This window comes from Nakamurella alba (assembly GCF_009707545.1).
Classification (GTDB): Bacteria; Actinomycetota; Actinomycetes; order Mycobacteriales; family Nakamurellaceae; genus Nakamurella; species Nakamurella alba.
On sequence record NZ_WLYK01000011.1, the window covers coordinates 245,942 to 267,184 of the forward strand.

Below are 21,243 nucleotides of genomic sequence, written 5' to 3' on the forward strand. Positions count from 1 at the left end.
ACCCCGCCCCGCGCGAGGATCAAGATCCTCGACGCGTGTGAAGGTGCAGTCTTTGGGACGGGTGGGACAGGAGTCGACAACTTCACACGCGCCGTGGATCTTGATCCTCGCGGGGACCCGGGCGCGGCGCGTTCACCGGAAGCGGACAGATGTGCGACGCCCGGCGACCGGCCTGTGAAAAGCTGGACGGCGTGGCGACGGCGAAGGCGGAACGACTGCTGAACCTGGTCATCGCATTGGTGAACGCGCCGCGCTTCCGCTCGGCTGCCTGGATCCGGGAGCGGGTGGCCGGGTATGCCGACGCACCCACCGAGGAGGCGTTCTTCCGCACCTTCGAGCGGGACAAGACCGAACTCCGCGACATGGGCATCCCGCTGCAGACCTCCGGCGAGGGCGCCGACGCCGACGGCACCGTCGGCTACCGGATCCCACCGGGCGAGTTCGCCCTCCCACCCATGGGTTTCACCCCCGCCGAGACGGCGGCACTCGGTCTGGCGTCCCGGCTGTGGGAGACCACGGCGCTGTCCTCGGCCGGTTCCGGGGCACTCCGGAAGATCCGCGACGCCGTCCCCGCCGACCAGGAGGCGGCGGAGGCGGTCGACACCGCCGCCCGGTCCGCCGCCGGCCTGCTGCAGCCGCGGGTGCGCACCAGCGACCCGTCGTTCACCCCGCTGTTCGACGCGGTCAAGGCCCGCCGCGCCGTCGCCTTCGACTACCGCAAGCAGCCCGGCGAGCCGGCAGAGGCGCGGGCGGTGCAGCCGTGGGGGCTGGTGTCCTTCCGCGGCCGCTGGTACCTGGTCGGGTTCGACACCGGCCGCGGCGGGCAGCGCACCTTCCGGCTGTCCCGGATCGCCGGCCAGGTGAGCACCGTTGGCCGGGCCGGCGCGGTCCGGATCCCCGAGAACGTCGACCTGCTGGCCACCGTCGCGCGGAACGTCGAGGCGCCGGTGCGGCGCACCGCCACGCTGTTGGTCCGGCCCGGCCGGGCGGCCGGGCTGCGGCGCGACGGCAACCCGCTGCCGGACGCGCCGGAGGGCTGGGACCGGGTGCAGGTGCCGGTCCGGCACCTCTGGGACACCGCCCGCATGGTTGCCGGCCACGGCCCGGACGTCCGGGTCGAGGAGCCGCCGGACCTGCGGGACGCGGTGGTGCGGGTGCTCACCGACGTCGCTGGGAGGACCGCCGGATGAGCGAGACCGCATCGGCCCGGCTGACCCGGGTGCTGGCGATGGTGCCGTACATCTCCCGCCGGCCCGGTGTCACGCTCTCCGAGCTGGCCGCGGAGTTCGGTGTGCCGCAACGGCAGATCGAGGCCGACCTGGACCTGCTGATGGTCTGCGGCCTGCCCGGCTACTACCCGGACGACCTGATCGACGTCGTGCTGGACGAGGACGGCGGCACCGTGTCGATCACCTTCGACGCCGGGATCGAGCGCCCGGTCCGGTTCTCCGCCGACGAGGCCGTCGCGCTCACCGTGGCCCTGCAGGCGCTCGCCGACCTGCCCGGGCTGGTCGACGACGACGCCGTCCGCTCCGCGCTGGCCAAGCTGGAGCGGCTGGGCGCCGTCGCGGGGGAGAACCTGCGGGTTGCCGCGGCCTCGCCCGCCCCGGCGCTGGCCGAGGTCCGGCGGGCCGTCGACGAGAGCCGGCAGCTGTGGATCCGCTACTACACCGCCTCCCGGGACGCGGTCAGCGAGCGCACGGTCGACCCGATGCGGCTGCTGGTCACCGACGGGCAGGTGTACCTGGAGGGCTGGTGCCACCTGGCCGGGGCGGTCCGGCACTTCCGGGTGGACCGGATCGACGAGGTCCGGGTGCTGGACGAGCCGGCGCAGGCCCAGCTCTGGGTCGACTCCGACGTGCCCGAGCAGATGTTCCATCCGCACCCGTCACAGCCCACGGTGACCCTGGACCTCGGTCCGGCCGCCCGCTGGGTCGCCGAGTACTACCAGGTCGAGGACGTGCAGGAGCTCGACGACCCGACCTGGACCCGGGTGCGGCTGCGGGCCGGCGGCGACGACTGGATCATCCGGCTGGTGATGTCCCTCGGCGACGGCGCCCGGATCGTGGACCGGCCGGACCTGGTCGAGACCATCCACCGGCGTGCGGAAGAGGCCCTTGCCGCCTATCGCTGAGCCGCGGTCGCCCACCACCGCCGACGCCGGGCTGTCGGACAATCGCGGGCCCGTGTGGCGGCGGGGGACCCGAGGAATTCCCGTGCGGACCGGTCCCCGGGGCTGTGAGGTCCGAACGGACAGTGAGGGATGCGCCGGGTCGGTCAGTACGATCGAGGCGGCGCGGGGGTCGGACCCGGTGCCGCACCTGGTGTCGGGAACAGCGGTCGGAAGGGAGCGGGCTCGGTGAAGATGCCGTTCCGCCGCAAGGGAGAGCGCTCGGCCGACGGGTCGATGTCGCTGATGGAGCACCTGTACGAGCTCCGCCGCCGGCTGTTCTTCGCGGTCCTCGGGCTCTTCCTGGGCACCGTGGTCGGGTTCATCTGGTACACGGTCAAGATCCCGGCGTTGGGCATCCCCAGCCTCGGCGACATCATGATCCACCCGTACTGCGCGGTCCCGGCGGAGTACCGGAACGTCACCGGCGACGGCACCTCCTGCCAGCTGGTGGCGATCACCCCGTTCAGCTTCCTGCAGGTCCGGCTGAAGGCCGCGCTGCTGGTCGGTTCGATCATCTCCTCGCCGATCTGGCTCTACCAGCTGTGGGCGTTCGTCACGCCCGCGCTGTACTCCAAGGAGCGCAAGTTCGCCGTCAGCTTCGTCTCGATGGGCGGCTTCCTGTTCTTCGCCGGCTCCGCCCTGGCCTACGTCGTCATCGGCGAGGGCCTGAAGGTGCTGCTCAGCTTCGCTGGTGAGGACGGCGTCGCGCAGCTCACCCCGGACAGCTACTTCTCGTTCCTGATCGCCATGCTGATCATCTTCGGGCTGTCGTTCGAGGTGCCGCTGCTGCTGGTGATGCTGAACTTCGCCGGTGTGCTCAAGGGCGCGAAGCTGGCGCAGGCGCGGCGGTACGCATTCTTCGGGATGGTCGTGCTTGCCGGGCTGGTCGTCCCCGGCAACGACCCGATCACCATGCTGGCGCTGGCGATCTCGCTGTGCATCCTCTACGAGCTCGCCGTGCAGGTCTCGAAGTTCCACGACAAGCGCAAGGCCAAGCGGCTGGCGGTCGAGGGCTTCGGGGAGCTGTCGGACGACGAGGCCTCGCCCTCGCCGATCGCCGCCGGTGCCCCCGAGGCGAGCTCGGCCGCGTCGGTGACCGGTGCCTCCCCAACCCCGACGGCGACACCGCTGCGGGCCGACCACCGACTGGACGACGGCGACGCCACCTGACCCGTCGCACCCCGGTGCGGCGGGGTGCCGGCCTACGTGTGGAACCCTGGAGGGGTGAGCACGTTCGGGCGGGACCTCTCCGTCGATCCTGATCCGGTCGGTCCCGATCAGGTGGAGGAGGAACTCTCCCCGGCCGAGCGCTACGCGCGGTCCCGGGAGCGTGCCGCCACCCCGCACCTCACCGAGTTCGTCGCGACCCGGCCGTTCCGCCTCGACGACTTCCAGCTGCAGGCCTGCACCGCGCTGGAGTCCGGGCAGGGTGTGCTGGTGTGCGCGCCGACCGGGGCCGGCAAGACGGTGGTCGGCGAGTTCGCGGTGCACCGGGCGCTGCGCACCGGCGGGAAGTGCTTCTACACCACCCCGATCAAGGCGCTGTCCAACCAGAAGTTCCAGGACCTGATCGCCGAGTACGGCGCCGACACGGTCGGCCTGCTCACCGGCGACACCTCGATCAACTCGCACGCCGACGTCGTCGTGATGACCACCGAGGTATTGCGCAACATGCTCTACGCCGGGTCCCCGGACCTGCACGGGCTGACCGCCGTGGTGATGGACGAGATCCACTACCTGGCGGACAAGTTCCGCGGCGCGGTGTGGGAGGAGGTGATCCTGCAGCTGCCGGAGGAGGTACAGGTCGTCGGGCTGTCGGCGACGGTGTCCAACGCCGAGGAGTTCGGTGCCTGGCTGCAGGCGGTCCGCGGGCACACCACCGTCGTCGTCGACGAGATCCGGCCGGTGCCACTCTGGCAGCACATGATGGTCGGCCGCCGCATGTTCGACCTGTTCACCACCTCCACCGACGGCGACTCGCCCGGCGCGGTGAAGGTCGACCCCTCGCTCACCCGGGCCATCGCCGACGCCGAGAGCATGGCCGACCGGTTCGCCCACCGTGGCGGGCGGGGCAACGGGCGGCCCGGGGGCGGATCCGGGGGCGGGGGCGGGCGTGGTCGGTCCTGGGACAACCGGCCGCGGTTCCGGCCGCCGGCCCGGGTCGACGTCATCGAGCGGTTGGACGGTAACGGCCTGCTGCCGGCGATCACCTTCATCTTCTCCAGGGCCGGCTGCGACGCGGCGGTGGGCCAGTGCGTGCGCGCCGGGATGCGGCTGACCACCGAGTCCGAACGCGAGCAGATCCGGGCGGTCATCGACCGGCGCACCGCCGACCTGCCGGAGGCGGACCTGGGCGTACTCGGCTACTGGGACTGGCGGGAGGCGCTGGAGCGCGGGATCGCCGCCCACCACGCCGGCATGCTGCCGACGTTCAAGGAGACGGTGGAGGAGCTGTTCGTCGCCGGGCTGGTCAAGGCGGTGTTCGCGACCGAGACGCTGGCACTGGGCATCAACATGCCGGCCCGCACCGTCGTGCTGGAGAAGCTGATCAAGTACAACGGCGAGGGGCACGTCGACCTGACGCCGGGCGAGTACACCCAGCTGACCGGGCGGGCCGGGCGCCGCGGCATCGACATCGAAGGGCACGCGGTTGTCGTCTGGGCGCCGGGCACGGACCCGCGCACCGTCGCCGGGCTCGCCTCGAAACGCACCTACCCGCTGCGGTCCTCGTTCCGACCGTCCTACAACATGGCCGTCAACCTGCTCGGACGATTGGGCCGTACCGCCTCCAAGGAGCTGTTGGAGCAGTCGTTCGCGCAGTTCCAGGCGGACTCGTCGGTGGTCGGTCTGGTCCGGCAGGTGCGTCGCAACACCCAGGCGATCGCCTCGCACGCGTCCGCGATGGAGTGCCACCTCGGTGACACCGGTGAGTACCTGGACCTGTTGCAGACGCTGGCCGGCCTGGAGAAACAGACCGCCCGCTCCGGTGCCGCCCGGCGCCGGGAGGCGACCGCTGCGGACCTGGAGGCGCTGCACCGCGGGGACGTGATCTCCGTGCCGAGCGGTCGGCGCGCCGGCCTCGCCGTGGTGCTGGACCCCGGGCTGGAGGCCGACGGGACAGTCCGGCCGCTGGTGATCACCGCCTCCCGCTGGTCCGGTCGGCTGTCCGCGGCCGACTTCCGCGGCCCGGTCCCGGCCCTCGGCCGGCTGCGGCTGGCGAAGTTCGTCGACCACCGCTCCGCCCAGGTGCGCAAGGACGTGGCGTCCTCGATCATCGCCGCGCAGCACGAGGGGCGGCTGGAGCGGCCGGCGTCGGTCGGCGCGCGGGGCGACACCACCGCCGGCCCGGACGAGGCCCGGCTGTCGCAGCTGCGCCGGGAGGTGCGGTCGCACCCGGTGCACGGCTGCTCGGACCGGGAGACGCATCTGCAGTGGGCCCGCCGCTGGCGGCGGCTGACCGACGAGAACGCGGCGCTGACCGCGAAGGTCGACGGCGCCCGGGGCTCGCTCGGCACCGCGCTGGACAAGATCCTCGGACTGCTCACCCGGCGCGGGTTCGTGCAGCACGACCGGTTGACCGACGCCGGGAGGATGCTCACCCGGATCTGGTCGGAGAGCGACCTGGTCGTCGCCGAGTGCCTGCGCGGCGGGACCTGGGACGGGCTGGCCGCGCACGAGCTCGCCGGTGCCGTGTCGACGCTGGTCTACGAGTCCCGGCGGGACAACGCGGCCGCGGCGCGGCTGCCCATCGGTGCGATGGGTGACGCGGTGGTCGCCACCCGGCGGGTGTGGACCGAGGTCGCGGCCGACGAGGCGGAGGCGGGGGTGCCGGTGACCCGGCAGCCGGATGCGGGATTCGCTGCGGCCGTGGCGGTCTGGGCCGAGGGTGGCATGCTCTCCGACGCGCTGCTGGCCGCGGCCGCCGGCGGCGACGACCTGTCCGCCGGCGACTTCGTCCGCTGGTGCCGGCAGGTGATCGACCTGCTGGACCAGATCCGGATCGTCGCCCCGCCGGCGATGGCGGGGACCGCGGCGGAGGGTGTCGCGGCGCTCCGCCGGGGCGTGGTCGCGATGGGCGCGGTCTGATCCGTCGCCGTGATCCGTCGCCGTGATCCGTCGCCGTCCGTGGCACCTTCCGCCGCGGTCCGGGACCCGCTTCGGGGCCGGTCGGATGCTGGTCGGGTGCTGTGCGGGTGCTGGTCGAGATCCTGGTTGAGTGCTGTGCGGGTGCCGGTCGAGATTCTGGTCGAGTTCAGTGCGGGTTCCCTGCCCATCCGTGCCCCGGGCGGATCGGGGCATCGTCGGGGCGATCCGTGCAGAACGATCAACTGATCAGGTATCAACAAGACACTGACAAAGCTCTCAGCGGTGCGTACCGTTCCCCCGGAAAGGCATGCCGGACCGCCGGTCCGGTTGCGGGTCGGTCCGCGGTCGCGCCGAAGCGGCGTGATTGGATGACCAGCAGCGTGCCGGCCGTGGCCGGATATCGAGGAGGACGACGATGAGTACCCCGTACGGTCAGGGTGGGAACCCGGACTGGAGCCAGGGCCAGCAGGGCGGTTACGGCCAGCCCGCCGCGCCGGACCAGTCGGGCTACGGCCAGCAGGGTTATGGCCAGCAGGGTTACGGACAGCAGCCCGGGTACGGCCAGCAGCCGCAGACCGGCGGCTACGGCCAGCAGGGTTACGGCACCGGAGCGCAGCCGACCTACGGTGCGCCGGAGCAGCAGGGCTACGGCCAGCAGGGGTACGGCCAGCAGGGCTACGGCTCGGGTGCCCAGCCGACCTACGGCCAGCCGGACCAGTCCGCCTACGGGCAGCAGGGCTACGGGCAGCAGGGTGCCTACGGTGCCCAGCAGTACGGCCAGGCCGGTTACGGCCAGCAGGGCTACGGCCAGCCCGGGCAGGGTGCCGCCGGTGCCCCGAAGTCGAACAAGGGCCTGCTGATCGGCGTCAGCGCGCTCGTCGTGGTGCTCGCCGTCGCTGCGGTGCTGCTGTTCCTGTGGCCCGGGTTCCTCAACAAGAAGGTCTTCGACCAGGCCGCGGTGCAGACCGACGTGCAGAAAATTCTGACCGACCCGGCCCCCGCCGGCTACGCGCTCTCCGGCATCTCGGCGGTGAACTGCCCGGCCGACCAGGAGGTCAAGGCCGGCACCTCCTTCGTCTGCTCCGTCACCCAGGACGGCGCGACCAAGAACGTCACCGTCACGGTCAAGGACGACAACGGCCTCTACGAGGTCGGCATCCCAGCCTGACCCGGCAGCTCTTCGCAACGGCCCGCAACCACACACCGGTTGCGGGCCGTTGCTGCGTCCCCGGTTGGCGCGAGGATCAAAGTCGTCGACGCGTGTGAAGTTGCCGCCGTTGGGACGGGTGTGGCAGGAGTCGCCACTTTCCTGCGCGCGGGGGCGTTCCCGATGCCCTCGGACGCTGCACCTGGGCTGGCGCGAGGATCAAAGTCCGCGACGCGTGTGAAGTTGCCGCCGTTGGGACGCGTGGTGCCGGAGTCACCGCTTTCCTACGCGCGGGGGCAGAAACAGTGCCCTCGGCGAGGGATGGGGGATTCGGTCAGCGGGTGAGCATCGTGTCCAGCAGGCGCTTGACCGACTGGCCGATCCCCAACTCCTTGACCAGGGCGGCGAGGCGCGCCGGGTCGGTGGGGGAGGACGGCAGGGCGCCATCACCGGCGGGATGCACCGACACCGGGGCGTCCTCGGCGACCCGGACCACCTTCGGCGCCACCGCCAGGTAGTCGGCCGCGGCCAGCAGCTTCTTGCGGGAGGCCTGCGGCATGCCCGAGTTCCGGTCGTTCGCCGCCACCACGATGTCCTCGATGGTGCCGAAGGTGCCGACCAGCTGGGCAGCGGTCTTCTCGCCGATCCCGGCGACCCCGGGCAGCCCGTCCGACGGGTCTCCGCGCAGCGCCGCGAAGTCGGCGTACCGGGAGGCCGGGATGCCGTACTTCTCGGCGACCCCGGCCTGGTCCAGCACCTGCACCTTGCTCATCCCGGCGCCGACGTAGCGAACCCGCACGGGCGTCGGAGTCTCCCGGGCGAGCTGCAGCAGATCCCGGTCACCGGTGACGACCTCGACCGGGTCAACGGTCTCGCGGGCGGCGAGGGTGCCGATCACGTCGTCGGCCTCGAACCCCTCGGCGCCGGCGATGGCGATGCCGAACGCCTCGAGCACCTCCAGCAGCAGCGGCACCTGCGGGGACAGCTCGTCGGGCACCTCCTCGACGTCGGCGCCGCCCGGGACCCCGGTACCGGTGGCACCGCCGCCTTCCTCGATGACCCGGTGCGCCTTGTACGACGGCAGCAGCTCCACCCGCCACGCCGGGCGCCAGTCCAGGTCCAGGCAGGCGATCACCCGGGTCGGCTTCGCGTCGATCATCACCCGCCGGATGATGTCGATCGTGCCGCGGATCGCGTTCACCGGGCGCCCGTCCGGTGCCGTCATCGACGACGGCAGGGCGTGGAACGACCGGAAGTAGATCCCCGCGAGGTCCAGGAGCTGCAGCATGTGCCGGACGCTACCGTTTCGAGGTTGGGGCCCGCTCACGCGGCGCGCCCTCGCGGCTCGCGCGGGGCGGGGCGAGTGGTCCGGATAGAGTTCCGTGCCATGACCGACGACCCGGGTGCCGCCACGAGCGCCGCGACTGCTGCGGTCGCGGACCGCCTCACCGCACTGGCTGCCCAGGCCGCCGCCCGGGGCGTGGACGTGATCCTGGTCGGGCCGGGCGCCGATCTGCAGTACCTGGCCGGTCATTCGGTGCCCTCCCACGAACGACTCACCCTGCTGGTCGTCCCGGCCGACGGCGCCCCGGCGATGTTGGTCCCGGCTCTGGAGCGCCCGGGCTGGAACGACAGCCCGATCGAAGTGCTGGGCACCCCGATCAGCACCTGGCTCGACGGCGAGGACCCGTACGACGCCGCTGTCGCGCTGTTCCCGACCGGCACCAGGGTGATCGCGGTCGACGACCACCTGCCGGCGGTGCACGCGCTCGGCATCCGCGACGCCGTCCCCGGCTCCGACCTCACCGTTGCCGGCGCGATCATCGGAGAACTCCGGATGCGCAAGGGATCCGAGGAGATCGCGCATCTCGCCCGGGTCGGTGCGGCGATCGACCGGGTACAGGGCCGGATCGGCGAGTGGTTGCTGGCCGGCCGCACCGAGCGCGAGGTGGCGGCGGACATCGCCGCGGCGCTGATCGAGGAGGGCCACACCCGCGCGGATTTCGTGATCGTCGCCTCCGGCCCGAACGGTGCCAGTCCGCACCACGAGGCCTCAGACCGGGTGATCCAGCCCGGTGACCCGGTGGTGATCGACATCGGCGGACCCGAATCCACCGGCTACTTCTCGGACTGCACCCGCACCTACCAGGTGGCCGGGACCGCCCCCGACGGTTTCGCCGAGGTCTACGAGATCGTTCGTCGCGCCCAGCAGGCCGCGGTCCAGGTGGTCCGTCCGGGCATCACCGCGGAGACCGTGGACCGCACCGCGCGGGCGATCATCGCCGAGGCCGGGTACGGCGATCGCTTCCTCACCCGCACCGGGCACGGGATCGGCCTCGAGGTGCACGAGCACCCGTACATGGTCGAGGGGAACGACCGTGTCCTCGAACCCGGGATGGCGTTCTCGGTCGAGCCGGGCATCTACCTGGAGGGTCGGTTCGGCATCCGGATCGAGGACATCGTGGTGGTCGGGGAGGACGGGCCGGTGCTGATGAACCGGGCCGATCGGATGCTGAAGGTGGTGGGCTGACGTGCTCGAGGACATCGACGCGCGCATCGCGGCCGTGCTGGCCGACGACGGACGTTGCAGTTACACGGATCTCGCCGAGAAGGTCGGCCTGTCGGTGTCGGCGGTGCACCAGCGCGTGCGCCGGCTGGAGCAGCGCGGGGTGATCCGCGGCTACTCCGCGCGGATCGACGTCGAGCAGCTCGGCCTGCCGCTCACCGCCTTCGTCTCGCTCACCCCGATCGACCCGGCCGAACCGGACGACTACCCGGAGCGGCTCAAGGGCCTGAGCCAGATCGAGGCGTGCTACTCGGTGGCCGGCGTGGAGTCGTACATCGTGAAGGTGCGCGTCGCCTCGCCGTCGCAGCTGGAAGCGCTGCTCGCGCAGATCCGGGCCACCGCGAACGTCTCGACCCGGACCACCGTCGTGCTGTCGACGCCCTACGAGGACCGCCCGGTGACACCGCCGATCGCACCGGCGGCGATCCTCGACCAGGACTGATCCTCCGATTCGGCGGTGCGGTGCTCTGCGACCTGCCAAGCTGGTGCGGTGCGGAGACTGGTGGCACGGGCTGGTGCACTCGCACTGGCGGGACTGCTGATCGGCGGTTGCTCGTCCGAAATATCCGTTTCCACCGCTGTTGTCGGCGGATGGTCGTCGACACCCCTGTACCAGGTGCTCCAGTCGATCCCGGCCACCGCCGGGACCCGCAGCTAGATCGACCTGGTGTCGGTCGCACCGCTGAACGCGCTCAACGCCCGTGAGCAGTCGCTGCTGCCGACCACCAATCCGACGGCCCCGCCCGGCATCCGCCCGATCTCGGAGATGGCGTGGTCGCGCTACGCGCTGACCATGGCGGCCTGTGTCACACCGGAGATGTCGCTGCGTGCCGGGCAGTGGGCACGGACCGGCTCGCTGGACTTCTTGGTGAACGTGCAGACGGCGGAATCCTTCTCGCCCGGGCCCTCGCTCGGCGTCTGCGTCGGCCCGTACGAGAAGAACCCGGAGTTCGAGCCGGAGAGCGGGTCCTCCTCGACCATCCAGGGTGTCAGCGGCGTCGAGGACAGCGGCACCTGGTTCGGGTACCGGGAGTCCGACCGCCACCTGTTCGCCATCGGTGACGAGGCCCCGGATTCCCTGGCCGAGGGGTTGGTCGGTGGTGCACCGGTGACCGCATCGCTGGCCGATGACCCGGATGTGGCAACGGTTCTCGACCAACTGGGCACCGCGGCGACGGTGACCATGGGCACCTTCCTGGTCATCGACCGGCCACCCTACGGCCCCGCCGGGGATCGCGCCGCCGAGTTGATCACCGCTGCGGAGCAGCGCAGCGGCACCACGCTGCCACGACCACGGTTCGCCGGCGTCGGGTGGGCGCCTACGCTGCAAGGCACGGACGGGATCACCACCTTCGTCACGGTGTACGCCGACGACGCTGCCGCGGAGCAAGCAGCCGCGGTGATCTCGCAGGTCTGGTCCGATCCCGACCGCGACGAGCGCTTCTTCCCCGGCGCGGCCACCACGGTGGAGGGCGCGGCGGTGATCACCACCGTCCCGACCGACGGACCCAACCCGTACAACCTGGAGACCCTGCGCATCCTGGAGTACCCCGGCATCGCGCCACGGGGCTGAGTCGAGCGGACCGGCGACGGCGTGGTGGGATCGGGGGATGGAACCAGTGGCGGGCAGTGACAACCCGGGGCGTGCCCCGGTCCGGTACCCGGTGGTCGAGCGCGACGACGTGGTGGACACCCTGCACGGTGTGCAGGTCATCGACCCCTACCGGTACCTGGAGGACCCCGACGCCGACCGGACCCGGGCCTTCGTCGACGCCCAGAATGCAGTCACCACACCGTATCTCGACGGGCTGCCAGCACGCGAGACGCTCCTGGCGATGACGACGTCGCTGCTCACCGCGCCGCGCCGGGGCGTGCCGTGGGAGCGCGGCGGGCGGTACTTCGTCATCGCGAACCCGGGGGAGAAGGACCAGGACCAGCTCTTCGTCGCCGACACCCTGGACGACCTGTTGGCCGGCGGCCGGCTGCTGCTCGACCCCAACGACTGGTCCGCAGATGGGACCGCCGCCCTCACCGGGCTGTCCATCAGCAAGGCGTCGGGTCTGCTGGCCTGGGCCCGTGCGGACGCCGGGTCCGACTGGCGCACCATCGGCGTCCTCGACACCGCGACCGGGGAGGTGCTGGACGAGCACCTGATCTGGACCAAGTGGGTCGATCCGACGTGGCTGCCGGACGGCCGGTCCTTCCTCTACTGGCGCTACCCCGCACCGGTGTCCGCCGAGGACACCGCCGCCATGGGCGCGGGCGAGCTGGTGCTGCACCGGCTGGGCACACCGCAGGACCAGGACGAGTTGGTGTGGTCGCGCCCGGAGGACAAGGAATGGATGGCCGACCCGTGGGTGAGCGACGACGGTCGATGGCTGGTGCTGACCGCCGAACCGGGCACCGACAGCCGGTCCACCGTCGAGGCACGCCGGCTGTCGACCGACGCCGACGGCCGGAGCGTGGTCGGGTCCGAGGTGATCACCGTTGTCGGCGAGCTGGCCGACGCGCAGTCGGTGGTGGGCAGTGATGGCGACCTGCTGTTCCTGCGCACCGAGCGGGACGCGCCGACCGGTCGGCTGGTGACCGTCGACCTGGCCGACCCGGCCGCCGACTGGGTCACCCTGCTGGCCGGTGACGACGAGCGGGTGCTGGCCGGGGTGCGGATGGCGGCCGATTCGCTGCTCGTCCTGTGGTCGGTGGATGCGGCCCACCGGGTGGTGATCACCGACCGGTCCGGCGGGGCGGCCCGCGCACCCGAGCTGCCCGGTCCGGCGTCGGTGACGGCCTGGCAGTCCCGGCCCACGTCCGACGAGATCTTCGTCGGGCTCACCTCTTTCGCCTTCCGGCACCGGGTGTTCCGGTTGACCACGTCCGGCGCCGTCGACGAGCTGCCGGCACCTGACGGGCAATCGGACCAGGCGGCCGTCACCGCACTCCGGCTGCGTGCGACCTCGGCCGACGGCACCCAGGTGCCGATGTCCGTGGTGCACCGGGCAGACCTCGGACCCGGCCCGCACCCGACCCTGCTCTACGGCTACGGCGGGTTCGACGTGCCGGTGCTGCCGTCGTTCTCGGCGATGTTCGCGTCCTGGGTCGCGGCCGGCGGGGTGCTGGCGGTGGCCAACCTGCGCGGCGGCGGTGAGTTCGGCCAGGCCTGGCACGAGGCGGGGATGCTGGAGCACAAGCAGCGGGTCTTCGACGACCTGTACGGCTGCGCCGAGCATCTGGTGGCGCAGGGGTGGACCACCACCGGGCAGTTGGCGGTGCACGGCCGGTCCAACGGCGGCCTGCTGGTCGGCGCGGCGATGACCCAGCGGCCCGAGCTGTGGGCGGCGGCACTGCCGACGGTCGGTGTGCTGGACATGCTGCGCTTCCACCTCTTCACCATCGGCTGGGCGTGGACCACCGAGTACGGCTCACCCGACGACGAGGCGATGTTCCGGGTGCTGCTGGACTACTCACCGCTGCACCGGCTGATGCCGGGCACCAGCTACCCGCCGACGCTGATCTGCACCGGCGACCACGACGACCGCGTGGTGCCGGCGCATTCGCTGAAGTTCGGTGCGCAGCTGCAGTTCTGCCAGGCAAGTGAGGCCCCGGTGCTGTTGCGCGTCGACACCCGCGCCGGGCACGGCATGGGGAAGCCGGCCCGGGCGCTGGCCCTGGAGTACGCGGACCAGCTCGCGTTCGCCGCGCACCACACAGGACTGGTCGTCAGCTGACTCGTGGGTTGCTGCGGAACTGGCGCCCGGTCGCAGCAAGGCGGGTGATCAGCCGGTGACCGCCGGATCCACGGTGCCGGCCAGGTGGCGAGCTGCCTTGGCCAGCATCGACTGCACGACAATCGGGTGCGCGAGGCGGACCGGCGCGAAGTAGATCCGCCCGCGCATCCCGTGCAGCCGGACCGCCGTGGTGACCCGCACCAACCGTTGCTCGGTGTCGACGCCGATGGCGCAGGCGAAGTCGAGATGGGTGTCCCGCGCAAGGATCAGCGCCTCCTCACCGACCACCCGCTCGACGTCGAAGACGTTGCGCGGCGCCCGGTTCACCCCGATCAGCGGGACCACCAGCTGCCGCAGCGCCAGCGCGGCGCCCACCCAGACCGGCACCCCGGGCCGGCCGAAGACGGTGCGCGCCCACAGCTCCGGGTCCGCCGGCGCGCCCTCCGGCAGCACCCGGATCGCGACGTCCGCGAAGTCCGGGGCCGGGATCGCGTCCAGGGCTGCGGACCGGAGGGCGGGGGTGGCGAGGGTGTCCATGCCTCATGATCCCAGCAGGTCGATGTCCGGTCGGGTTTGTCCGGTCAGGGTCTGTCTGGTCAGGGTCAATCCGGTCCCGGTCTGTCAGGTCAGGGGCGGCAACTCCACGTCGATGTTGCGCGTGATCGTCCCGGTCCGTACCCCGACACCGGTGCCTGCCGACGGGGTGGCGGCCTGGGTGTAGCACCGGTCGGCGTAGGACTGGCTCGGTGCCCGCTGGTCGAACGGATCGGCCAGGACGCAGACCTTCCAGATCCCGGCCTGCAGGCCGGTGAGGAGATAACGGCCGTCGCTGCCGGTCGGGACCATGCCGTACTCGGGCATCGGTGCATCGGCCTCGGCGATCGTCACCCACGCCCCCTCGACAGGTCTGCCGGAGCTGTCGGTGATCCGGCCGGCGATCGCGCCGCCGGTGCCCATGGCGATGTCGACACCGGCGGTCACCTGGCCGTTGCGGATCACCACCGGCGTGGTGCTCGACGGCGCGGGCCTGCACGAGAAGGTGAAGCCGGTCGCCGGTGTCGCATTGACCTCTGTGTCGATCGGATAACTGCAGAATACGAACGACCCGGCGGGCAGCCCACCCATCCGGTAGCCACCACTCGCATCGGTGGAGGCGGATCCGACGACGGTCCCGGTGCCGCGTCCGGTCATCGCGAGCACCGTGACGTCCGGGACGCCGCGTCCGGCAGCGTCGGTGATCCGCCCGGTCGCAGCGCCGCCGACGCCGAGGGTCGCGTCGATGTTCTTCGCGTAGCCCTCCGCCGGGATGTAGACCTGGAGGGCGCTGCCGCTGCCGACCGGCGCGTCCCGGTAGCACTCCCCGGCCGACCCGAAGGTCGGTCCCGTGGGTCCCTCCGGGTAGAAGCACACGCGCACACTGCGATTGGTGATCCTGTTGATCTTGTAGACGCCGTTGCTCCCGGTGATGCCGTAGTGGACCCGCGGTTGCGGCATCACATCGCCGGAGACGAGCTCGGTGGCGACCACCTCGACGTTCGCCAACGGGCGCCCGTCGCTCCCGCGGACGGTTCCGGTGATGCCCGACGCGGTCGCCATCCGGTACTGCGGGGCCGTGACCGATGCGCCCGCCGCGACGGTCACCTCGATCTCCTCGTTGATCTCGCAGCTCGGGAGGTAGCCGGTCCCGGCTGCCGGGGGCTCGTACTGGGCGAAGCAGACGACGTAGTCGGCGGCGGGCAGGTTCGGGACGTGGTAGCGCCCGTCGGAGGCCGTCGTCGTGTAGCCCCGGGCGACACCGTCCACGGTCTGTACCGTCACGTTGATCCCGCCCAGCGCCGCGCCGCTCGAGTAGGTGACGACCCGGCCGGAGATCTGTCCGCCCGCCCCGAGCACGAAGTCGACACCGGAGGTCGTGGTGCCGCTGCGCACCGGCACGACCTCGGGGGCTGCCGGTTGCAGGGCCGGATTGACCCCGTCGAGGCACTGCTCTGCGACGCCTGTCCCGGTGGGCAGGGTCTCGCCCGAGAAGAAGGGGTTGCCCGCGCACAGCCCGTAGGAGCCCGGTGCCAGACCCTCGATGACGAAGCTTCCGTCGCTCTCGGTCGTCACCGTGTTGTAGAAGGACATGAAGTCCATGCGGCTGGGCATGACCACGATGCCACCGGCCGGGACGCCTGCCGGCGTGGTGACGGTCCCGGTGATCCGGCCGGTGGGCACGAGCGAAGCGTCGATCCCGGATGACACCCGATCGGCGTTGACCCGCACCTGGTCGGCGCGGTTCCAGAGCGAAGTGCCCGACTTGCCGTTCCAGCAGGCGGAGGCGTACCCGTACGTCACGGAGCGGGTGTCCGAGAAGCACACTTCATAGGCCCCGGTCGACAGACCGGTGACGCGGTAGGTGCCGTCCGCAGCGGTCCGGACACGCCGGATGCCTTCGATCATGTCGGCGGTCGCCGCCGGTCGGCTTCCCGGGGCGATCGTCCGGAGTTGCCCGTCGGGTCCGGCCGCGTACCGCCGCGGATCGTCGGGCGTGGTGGCCGCCCGCTCCGCGGAGGTCGACGGCTCGATGATGATGCTGGTCGAACCAGGGTCGTAGGGGGTGACCGTGACCAGCAGGCCGCCGATACCACCCCCGGACGGTGCAGTGACCTTGCCGGTGATCCCCGGTGCAGCGGGGACGATCCGGCTCCACCCGGTCACGGCGGCCACCAACTGCACGTTGGCTCCGGTGGAATTGGTGAACCGCACCTTGCCGTTCGGGCCCGGCGCGACGACCACCCGGGTCGACGTGGTGGTGCCGGCAGCGACGCTCACGGCCGTCGTGGCCGGCTCCGACGACATGTCCGGGAACACCTGAACGGTGCCACTGCGGGAGGCACCGACGACGCTCACTTCGAGGACCACCGCTCCGACCGAGGTCAGCGGCGGAACGCCGCCGTTGGCGCTCACCTGGAGTGCGACCGACTCGCCGGCTGTGACCGGACCGGCGGTGATGCCCTTGCCGGCACGGGAGTCGAGAACACGGCTCGGGATCAGGGTCGTGGAGGTGCCGGGCGCGGTCGCGGTGCCGGCGAGGTAGTAGCCGGCGACATCGGCGACCAGGTGGACGGTGCCGCCGGAGGTGTTGAACAGCCGGATCTTTCCGTTGGCACCGGGCTTGACGATGACCAGGTTGGCCGTGTTGCGGCCCGGGATGTAGCTGATGTCCGGGTCGCCGGTGCGGGCGCCGCCGTCGGGACGGACCTGGAGGTTGCCGGCGGCGGTGGGCCCGACGGCGGTGATGGTCAGCGCGATTGCACCGACCCTCGAGATGGTGGGTACACCGCCACGGCCGCTGACCTGCAGCTCGATGGAACCGTTGGCCGGGACCGCGGTCTTCGGGGCTCCCAGCCCGGTGCGGGTGTCGAGGGTGCGGATGGCCGGGACCGGGGTGAATGCGCCGGCTGCGGTGGCGGCGCCGGACCTCCAGTAGCCGGCGACGTCGACGGCGAGATCCGTGGTGGCGGGGGAGTTGTTGGCGAAGGTGATCTTGCCGTCGGCGCCGATCCGGGCCACCGCGCTGGTGGTGGTCGCGCCGCTGCCGGCGGTGAAGCTGAGGTGGGAGACACCGGGGCGGCCGGTGCCGGACGGGTAGGCGACGATGCTGCCGGTCGCGGCCGGGGTGAGTGCTGTGATCGAGACGAGGACGGCGGAGATGTTGCCGATGGTGGGCAGGCCGCCGCGGGTGGACATCTGCACGGTGATGGCGCCGCCCGCCGGGATCCGGGTGCGGGGAGTGCCGATGCCGACCCGGGTGTCGGCGACCCGCGCCGCGGTGACCGGGACGAACCCGCCGGCCGCCGGAACGGCGGGTGCGGCCGAGGTCGTGGGCGCCGAGGACGTCGTCGCCGGAGCCGGGGGGACTACCCCGCTGGTCACCGTTGCGGGTGTCCGGGCAGGAGCTGCGGAGGCGCTGGTCGCCGCGGTGAGCGTGCCGGCGGCGAGCACCGGGATCAGCAGGGCCGTCAAGGTACGACGCATCGACATCTGTGTCCGACTCTCTTCCCCCACCCGGCCGCCCGGGATCCTGTGGTGACACTGTGACCGATCGGGGCGCATTCGCACAACCGGCCGTAGGTGAACCCAGGGTGTTTGCCCGATCGGCCCACCGCCGAACCGTCAGTCGGCGTCCAGGACGGCACTGATGTTCCGGGTCACCACCCCGGCGGTGACGGTGACCGGCGTCGGGGTGCCGTCGACTTCGACGTCCTTCCAGCATTTACTGCCGGAGATCCCGGGTGGGTCGAAGCAGATGGTGGCGGCTCCTGGGGTGAGGCCAATGAACTGGTATCTGCCATCGGGTCCTGTGAGCGAATGGACCTGTTTGCCGGTCACGTCAGTCGCGAGTACTCCGACGAGGCCCATCGGGTCACCGCCAGGTGTTGTCACCTTCCCGGCGACCGCACCTCCGGTCCTCAGCACAGGGCTGATGCCGCTCGTCGTGCGGCCGGCGACGGTGGTCACCGGCGTCACCGTTCCCTCGACGAACTCGCCGTTCACGTTCTTCCAGCAGGCGTCCAACGCTCCCGAATCACGAAGGTCCAGCTCCTCGCGCCGCCGGTCGTTGTCGAAGCAGACGGCCAATTGGCCGGCAGGGAGATTGTCGATCCGGTATCGGCCGTCCTGATCGGTGGTGACGAAGGTCAGGACCGTGCCAGAACTTCCGAAGCCGATGACTTGGACGTCGACCAAGCCAAGTCCAAGCCCTCTGTCGTTGGTCACGCGACCTTCGATGGCTGCGCCGAAGGGAAGTGACAGATCAGCTCCGGCCGTGACTGTGCCTCGCTCGACCACGACCTTGTCCCGGGCGGGATCTGTGCCGGGTTCCGTGGCACGGCAGCGTTCGACCCAACCAGCCGCCGACCGCCCGCCTGTCGCATTCCCGTCGTTGCGGGCGCAGACCGTGTACGTGCCGCCGAGAAGTCCGCGGAGCGCATAGGTCCCATCAGCCGCCGTGCGTCCCGTTCTAAAGTCGGAATCGGACTCGGCGAACACCTGGATGCCCGCCAAGGGCTGTCCTCGGGTGTCCCGAATCGTGCCGGTGATCGAGCCGCCCACCTCCAGCCGGATGCGAGCAGCGGTGGTCGTGCGACCGGACGTGGCCTGGACTTCCTGCCCGCACCCGGGCACGAAGCCGGTCGCACTGGGAATTGCGCTGATGTTGTACCACGTGCCCGTGCACGGAGTGACCAGTCCTGGAATCACTCCAACAATCGATAGGCGCCTGTTGGGCCGGTGGTCGCCGACGAACCCCCCGCGTGGACGTTGACTCCCGGGATCCCCTGCCCTGCTGGATCGACCACGACACCGCTGATCGCAGCACCGATCTCGACCTCGAGGTCCAACCGGGTGGTCGCGCCTGCGAGCGGCGTGACAACGACCTCCTCCGCGTCGTCGGAGAAGCAGTTGGGAACGAGTCCCGTCGACGGGGTTCCCGCCGGTGGTGAGGTTGCCATGGATACGCAGAGGTTTCGTTGGCGGGCCAGGAGACCTGCCAATCGGTACCGACCGGCAGCGTCTGTGACCGTTCGGTACCGCTCGTTGGTGTTCAGATCGACGACCGCACCGGGAACCAAAGTGCCGCTGGTGGTCCGAACGACACCTTCGACCGCCCCGCCGGGCTGCAGACGGCCGTTGACGCCGGCAGTCGTCCGCCCGTTCACCACAGCCACTCGATCAGGGCGGGCGAAGGTGGTGTCGTCCTGGGTTCGACCGTTCCAGCAGTCGGCGACATACCCTCCGTCCGAGGTGCCGCCCGTGATGTCACCATCGTCGTGGAAACAGATCCGGTAGAGGCCCGCACCCAACCCGGCGAAGGAGTAGGTGCCGGTGGAAGAGGTTGCGGCGACTCCGATCTCCAAGAACTCGTCGTCCATCAACGACACCGCCACCCCCGTCAACGGCCGGCCGGAGGTGTCGGTGACGGTCCCGGAGATGCCGGTGGCACCGGTCCCTGCGCGCACCCACCCGGTCACGGCGGCGACCACGTGCAGGCTGCCGCCGGTGAGGTTGGCGAACTGCACCTTCCCGTTCGGGCCGATCGGTACGACGACCCTGGTGGTCACAGTCCGGCCGGCGGCCACCGACACCGATGCCACTGCAGGTAGCGAGGTGCTGTCCGGGAACACCGTCAGCGCGCCGGATCTCGCGGCAGACAGCACGCTGACCTCGAGCACGACCGCCGAGACCGCACCCACCGTCGGTGCACCGCCGCGGGTACTGACCTGCACCGGCACCGACTCGCCAGCGACCAGAACCCCGGCCGAGATCCCGTTGCCGACCCGGCTGTCCAGGATCCGCCCGGGCGCGAGCACGGTGATGGCTCCGACAGATGCGGTGGACCCGGCCAGCAGGTAGCCGGAGACCTCGGCGATCAGTTGCACGGACCCGGCGGAGGAGTTGGTCAGCCGCACCTTGCCGTTCGCCCCGACCTTCACGATCACCAGGTTTGCCACGGTTCGGCCCGGGACGAAGCTGACGTCCGGTTCGCCGGAGGGCGCACCGCCATCCGCCGTCACCCGCACGCTGCCGGTCGCCGTCGCGGACAGTGCGGTCACGTTCAGCACCACGGCGGCGACCTTCGACACCGTCGGCACGCCACCTCGGGCGCTGACCTGCAATGCGACCGACGAACCCGCTGCCACCGCGGCTCTCGGTGCACCGAGACCGGTGCGGGTGTCAAGGGTCCGCACCGGAATCAGCGGCTGCAGCGTGCCGCCGGCCACCGGGGTGCCGGCGACATAGAAACCGGTCACCTCCACCACCAGGTGCGTGCTGCCGGCGGACAGGTTCGTCAGCCGGACCCGACCACCGGTACCCAGCGCTGTGATCACGGTGTTGCCTGATGAGGCGCGATCAAAGCTGAGGTTGGTGGTGGCCGGCCGGGAAGTTCCGTCCGCGTAGACCACCACATTGCCGGCGCCGGTCGGATCGACCGCCGTCACGGTCAGCGAGACGGCCGAGATCGCCGATGCCGCAGGAAGTCCGCCACGCCCGGCCACGGTCAGCACGACCGTGCCGTACCCGCCGACCCGCGCCCGGGTCAGGCCGACCCCGGTCCGGGTGTCGCCGATACGGGTGGCAGTCACCGGGACGAACCCGCCGGGCACCGCTGCCGGCGCGGCAGCGACCCGACCGGATTCCGAGGGCACGGCCTCGGGGTCGTGCGCCGTGAGCCATGGCGTCAGGTCGTCGTCGGCGGAGTCCGTGTCGTCCGTTCCCGACTCGGATGGCGAGAAGGGCGTCACGATTGCGGTCGCAGGGGGAGGGGATCCGGGGTCGATGGGCAGTGGATCGGCTCCCGCCGAACCGGTCGGCAGCCCGACCAGGACCGGGACCAGCATGAGCAGCGCCACCAGTGCGGATCCGGACCGCCGGAACCTCGTCACCATCGACATCCCCCTCGAAAGTTGGCACACACCGGCGCCCCGTCCGCCGATGACGACACCCTGCACCAGGCCACCGACAGCCGACAATCGGCCAGCCGGACGAAAACAGCGATATGTCC

14 protein-coding genes are annotated in these 21,243 nt (G+C 71.3%); 9 read left to right on the plus strand and 5 right to left on the minus strand.

What is annotated here, in order from left to right; translation table 11 throughout:
• Nucleotides 1-191 precede the first annotated feature (191 nt).
• From GIS00_RS22980 to GIS00_RS23000, 5 genes are all read left to right on the plus strand, one after another.
• Nucleotides 192-1,190 (plus strand): helix-turn-helix transcriptional regulator, encoded by a 999-nt coding sequence (locus GIS00_RS22980; RefSeq protein WP_322098342.1) that lies wholly within the window; start codon nt 192-194, stop codon nt 1,188-1,190.
• Nucleotides 1,187-2,134, plus strand: coding sequence for a helix-turn-helix transcriptional regulator (locus GIS00_RS22985; protein ID WP_154770774.1), 948 nt, complete (start codon nt 1,187-1,189; stop codon nt 2,132-2,134). Before GIS00_RS22980 ends, GIS00_RS22985 begins: the two co-directional genes overlap by 4 nt.
• A 231-nt stretch (nt 2,135-2,365) precedes the next feature.
• Nucleotides 2,366-3,343 (plus strand): twin-arginine translocase subunit TatC, encoded by a 978-nt coding sequence (gene tatC, locus GIS00_RS22990; RefSeq protein WP_230314052.1) that lies wholly within the window; start codon nt 2,366-2,368, stop codon nt 3,341-3,343.
• 111 nt (nt 3,344-3,454) lie between these two features.
• Entirely contained in the window at nt 3,455-6,259 is a 2,805-nt protein-coding gene (locus GIS00_RS22995; protein WP_407666916.1) for a DEAD/DEAH box helicase, read from the plus strand.
• A 415-nt stretch (nt 6,260-6,674) separates the two neighbouring features.
• The gene (locus GIS00_RS23000) at nt 6,675-7,427 is read left to right on the plus strand and encodes a DUF4333 domain-containing protein (RefSeq protein ID WP_154770775.1); all 753 of its coding nucleotides are present in this window, start codon (nt 6,675-6,677) and stop codon (nt 7,425-7,427) included.
• A gap of 313 nt (nt 7,428-7,740) precedes the next feature.
• Here GIS00_RS23000 and GIS00_RS23005 read toward each other — a convergent pair whose 3' ends face one another.
• Nucleotides 7,741-8,694 carry a 5'-3' exonuclease gene (locus GIS00_RS23005; protein ID WP_154770776.1) on the minus strand — a complete coding sequence of 318 codons (954 nt, stop codon included), beginning with the start codon at nt 8,692-8,694 and terminating at the stop codon, nt 7,741-7,743.
• 99 nt (nt 8,695-8,793) lie between these two features.
• On the opposite strand from GIS00_RS23005, the gene GIS00_RS23010 reads away from it, so the two are divergent.
• From GIS00_RS23010 to GIS00_RS23025, 4 genes are all read left to right on the plus strand, one after another.
• Nucleotides 8,794-9,936, plus strand: coding sequence for a M24 family metallopeptidase (locus tag GIS00_RS23010; protein WP_154770777.1), 1,143 nt, complete (start codon nt 8,794-8,796; stop codon nt 9,934-9,936).
• A gap of 1 nt (nt 9,937) precedes the next feature.
• A complete protein-coding gene (locus tag GIS00_RS29150; protein WP_322098344.1) occupies nt 9,938-10,414 on the plus strand; it encodes an Lrp/AsnC family transcriptional regulator in 477 nt (158 codons plus the stop codon).
• Between the two features lie 225 nt (nt 10,415-10,639).
• The gene (locus tag GIS00_RS23020; RefSeq protein WP_154770778.1) at nt 10,640-11,545 is read left to right on the plus strand and encodes a hypothetical protein; all 906 of its coding nucleotides are present in this window, start codon (nt 10,640-10,642) and stop codon (nt 11,543-11,545) included.
• A 37-nt stretch (nt 11,546-11,582) separates the two neighbouring features.
• Complete coding sequence (locus tag GIS00_RS23025; protein ID WP_154770779.1) at nt 11,583-13,697, plus strand: prolyl oligopeptidase family serine peptidase; 2,115 nt, start codon at nt 11,583-11,585, stop codon at nt 13,695-13,697.
• Nucleotides 13,698-13,745: 48 nt separating this feature from the next.
• On the opposite strand, the gene GIS00_RS23030 is transcribed toward GIS00_RS23025, so the two are convergent.
• The 4 genes from GIS00_RS23030 to GIS00_RS23045 all read right to left on the minus strand — a co-directional run bounded on the left by GIS00_RS23030 (nt 13,746) and on the right by GIS00_RS23045 (nt 21,127).
• Entirely contained in the window at nt 13,746-14,234 is a 489-nt protein-coding gene (locus GIS00_RS23030; protein WP_154770780.1) for a DUF2867 domain-containing protein, read from the minus strand.
• Between the two features lie 84 nt (nt 14,235-14,318).
• Nucleotides 14,319-17,717 carry a carboxypeptidase-like regulatory domain-containing protein gene (locus GIS00_RS23035; RefSeq protein WP_154770781.1) on the minus strand — a complete coding sequence of 1,133 codons (3,399 nt, stop codon included), beginning with the start codon at nt 17,715-17,717 and terminating at the stop codon, nt 14,319-14,321.
• A 138-nt stretch (nt 17,718-17,855) separates the two neighbouring features.
• Nucleotides 17,856-18,941 (minus strand): carboxypeptidase regulatory-like domain-containing protein, encoded by a 1,086-nt coding sequence (locus GIS00_RS23040; RefSeq protein WP_196073413.1) that lies wholly within the window; start codon nt 18,939-18,941, stop codon nt 17,856-17,858.
• A complete protein-coding gene (locus GIS00_RS23045) occupies nt 18,938-21,127 on the minus strand; it encodes a carboxypeptidase-like regulatory domain-containing protein (protein ID WP_154770783.1) in 2,190 nt (729 codons plus the stop codon). Before GIS00_RS23045 ends, GIS00_RS23040 begins: the two co-directional genes overlap by 4 nt.
• Nucleotides 21,128-21,243 lie beyond the last annotated feature (116 nt).

Coding starts and splice junctions, on each gene's coding strand:
- GIS00_RS22985 (WP_154770774.1), top strand. CDS start 1,187: ATGAGCGAGACCGCATCGGCCCGGCTGACCCGGGTGCTGGCGATGGTG.
- tatC (WP_230314052.1), top strand. CDS start 2,366: ATGCCGTTCCGCCGCAAGGGAGAGCGCTCGGCCGACGGGTCGATGTCG.
- GIS00_RS23000 (WP_154770775.1), top strand. CDS start 6,675: ATGAGTACCCCGTACGGTCAGGGTGGGAACCCGGACTGGAGCCAGGGC.
- GIS00_RS23005 (WP_154770776.1), bottom strand. CDS start 8,694: ATGCTGCAGCTCCTGGACCTCGCGGGGATCTACTTCCGGTCGTTCCAC.
- GIS00_RS23010 (WP_154770777.1), top strand. CDS start 8,794: ATGACCGACGACCCGGGTGCCGCCACGAGCGCCGCGACTGCTGCGGTC.
- GIS00_RS23025 (WP_154770779.1), top strand. CDS start 11,583: ATGGAACCAGTGGCGGGCAGTGACAACCCGGGGCGTGCCCCGGTCCGG.
- GIS00_RS23030 (WP_154770780.1), bottom strand. CDS start 14,234: ATGGACACCCTCGCCACCCCCGCCCTCCGGTCCGCAGCCCTGGACGCG.
- GIS00_RS23035 (WP_154770781.1), bottom strand. CDS start 17,717: ATGCGTCGTACCTTGACGGCCCTGCTGATCCCGGTGCTCGCCGCCGGC.
- GIS00_RS23045 (WP_154770783.1), bottom strand. CDS start 21,127: ATGGTGACGAGGTTCCGGCGGTCCGGATCCGCACTGGTGGCGCTGCTC.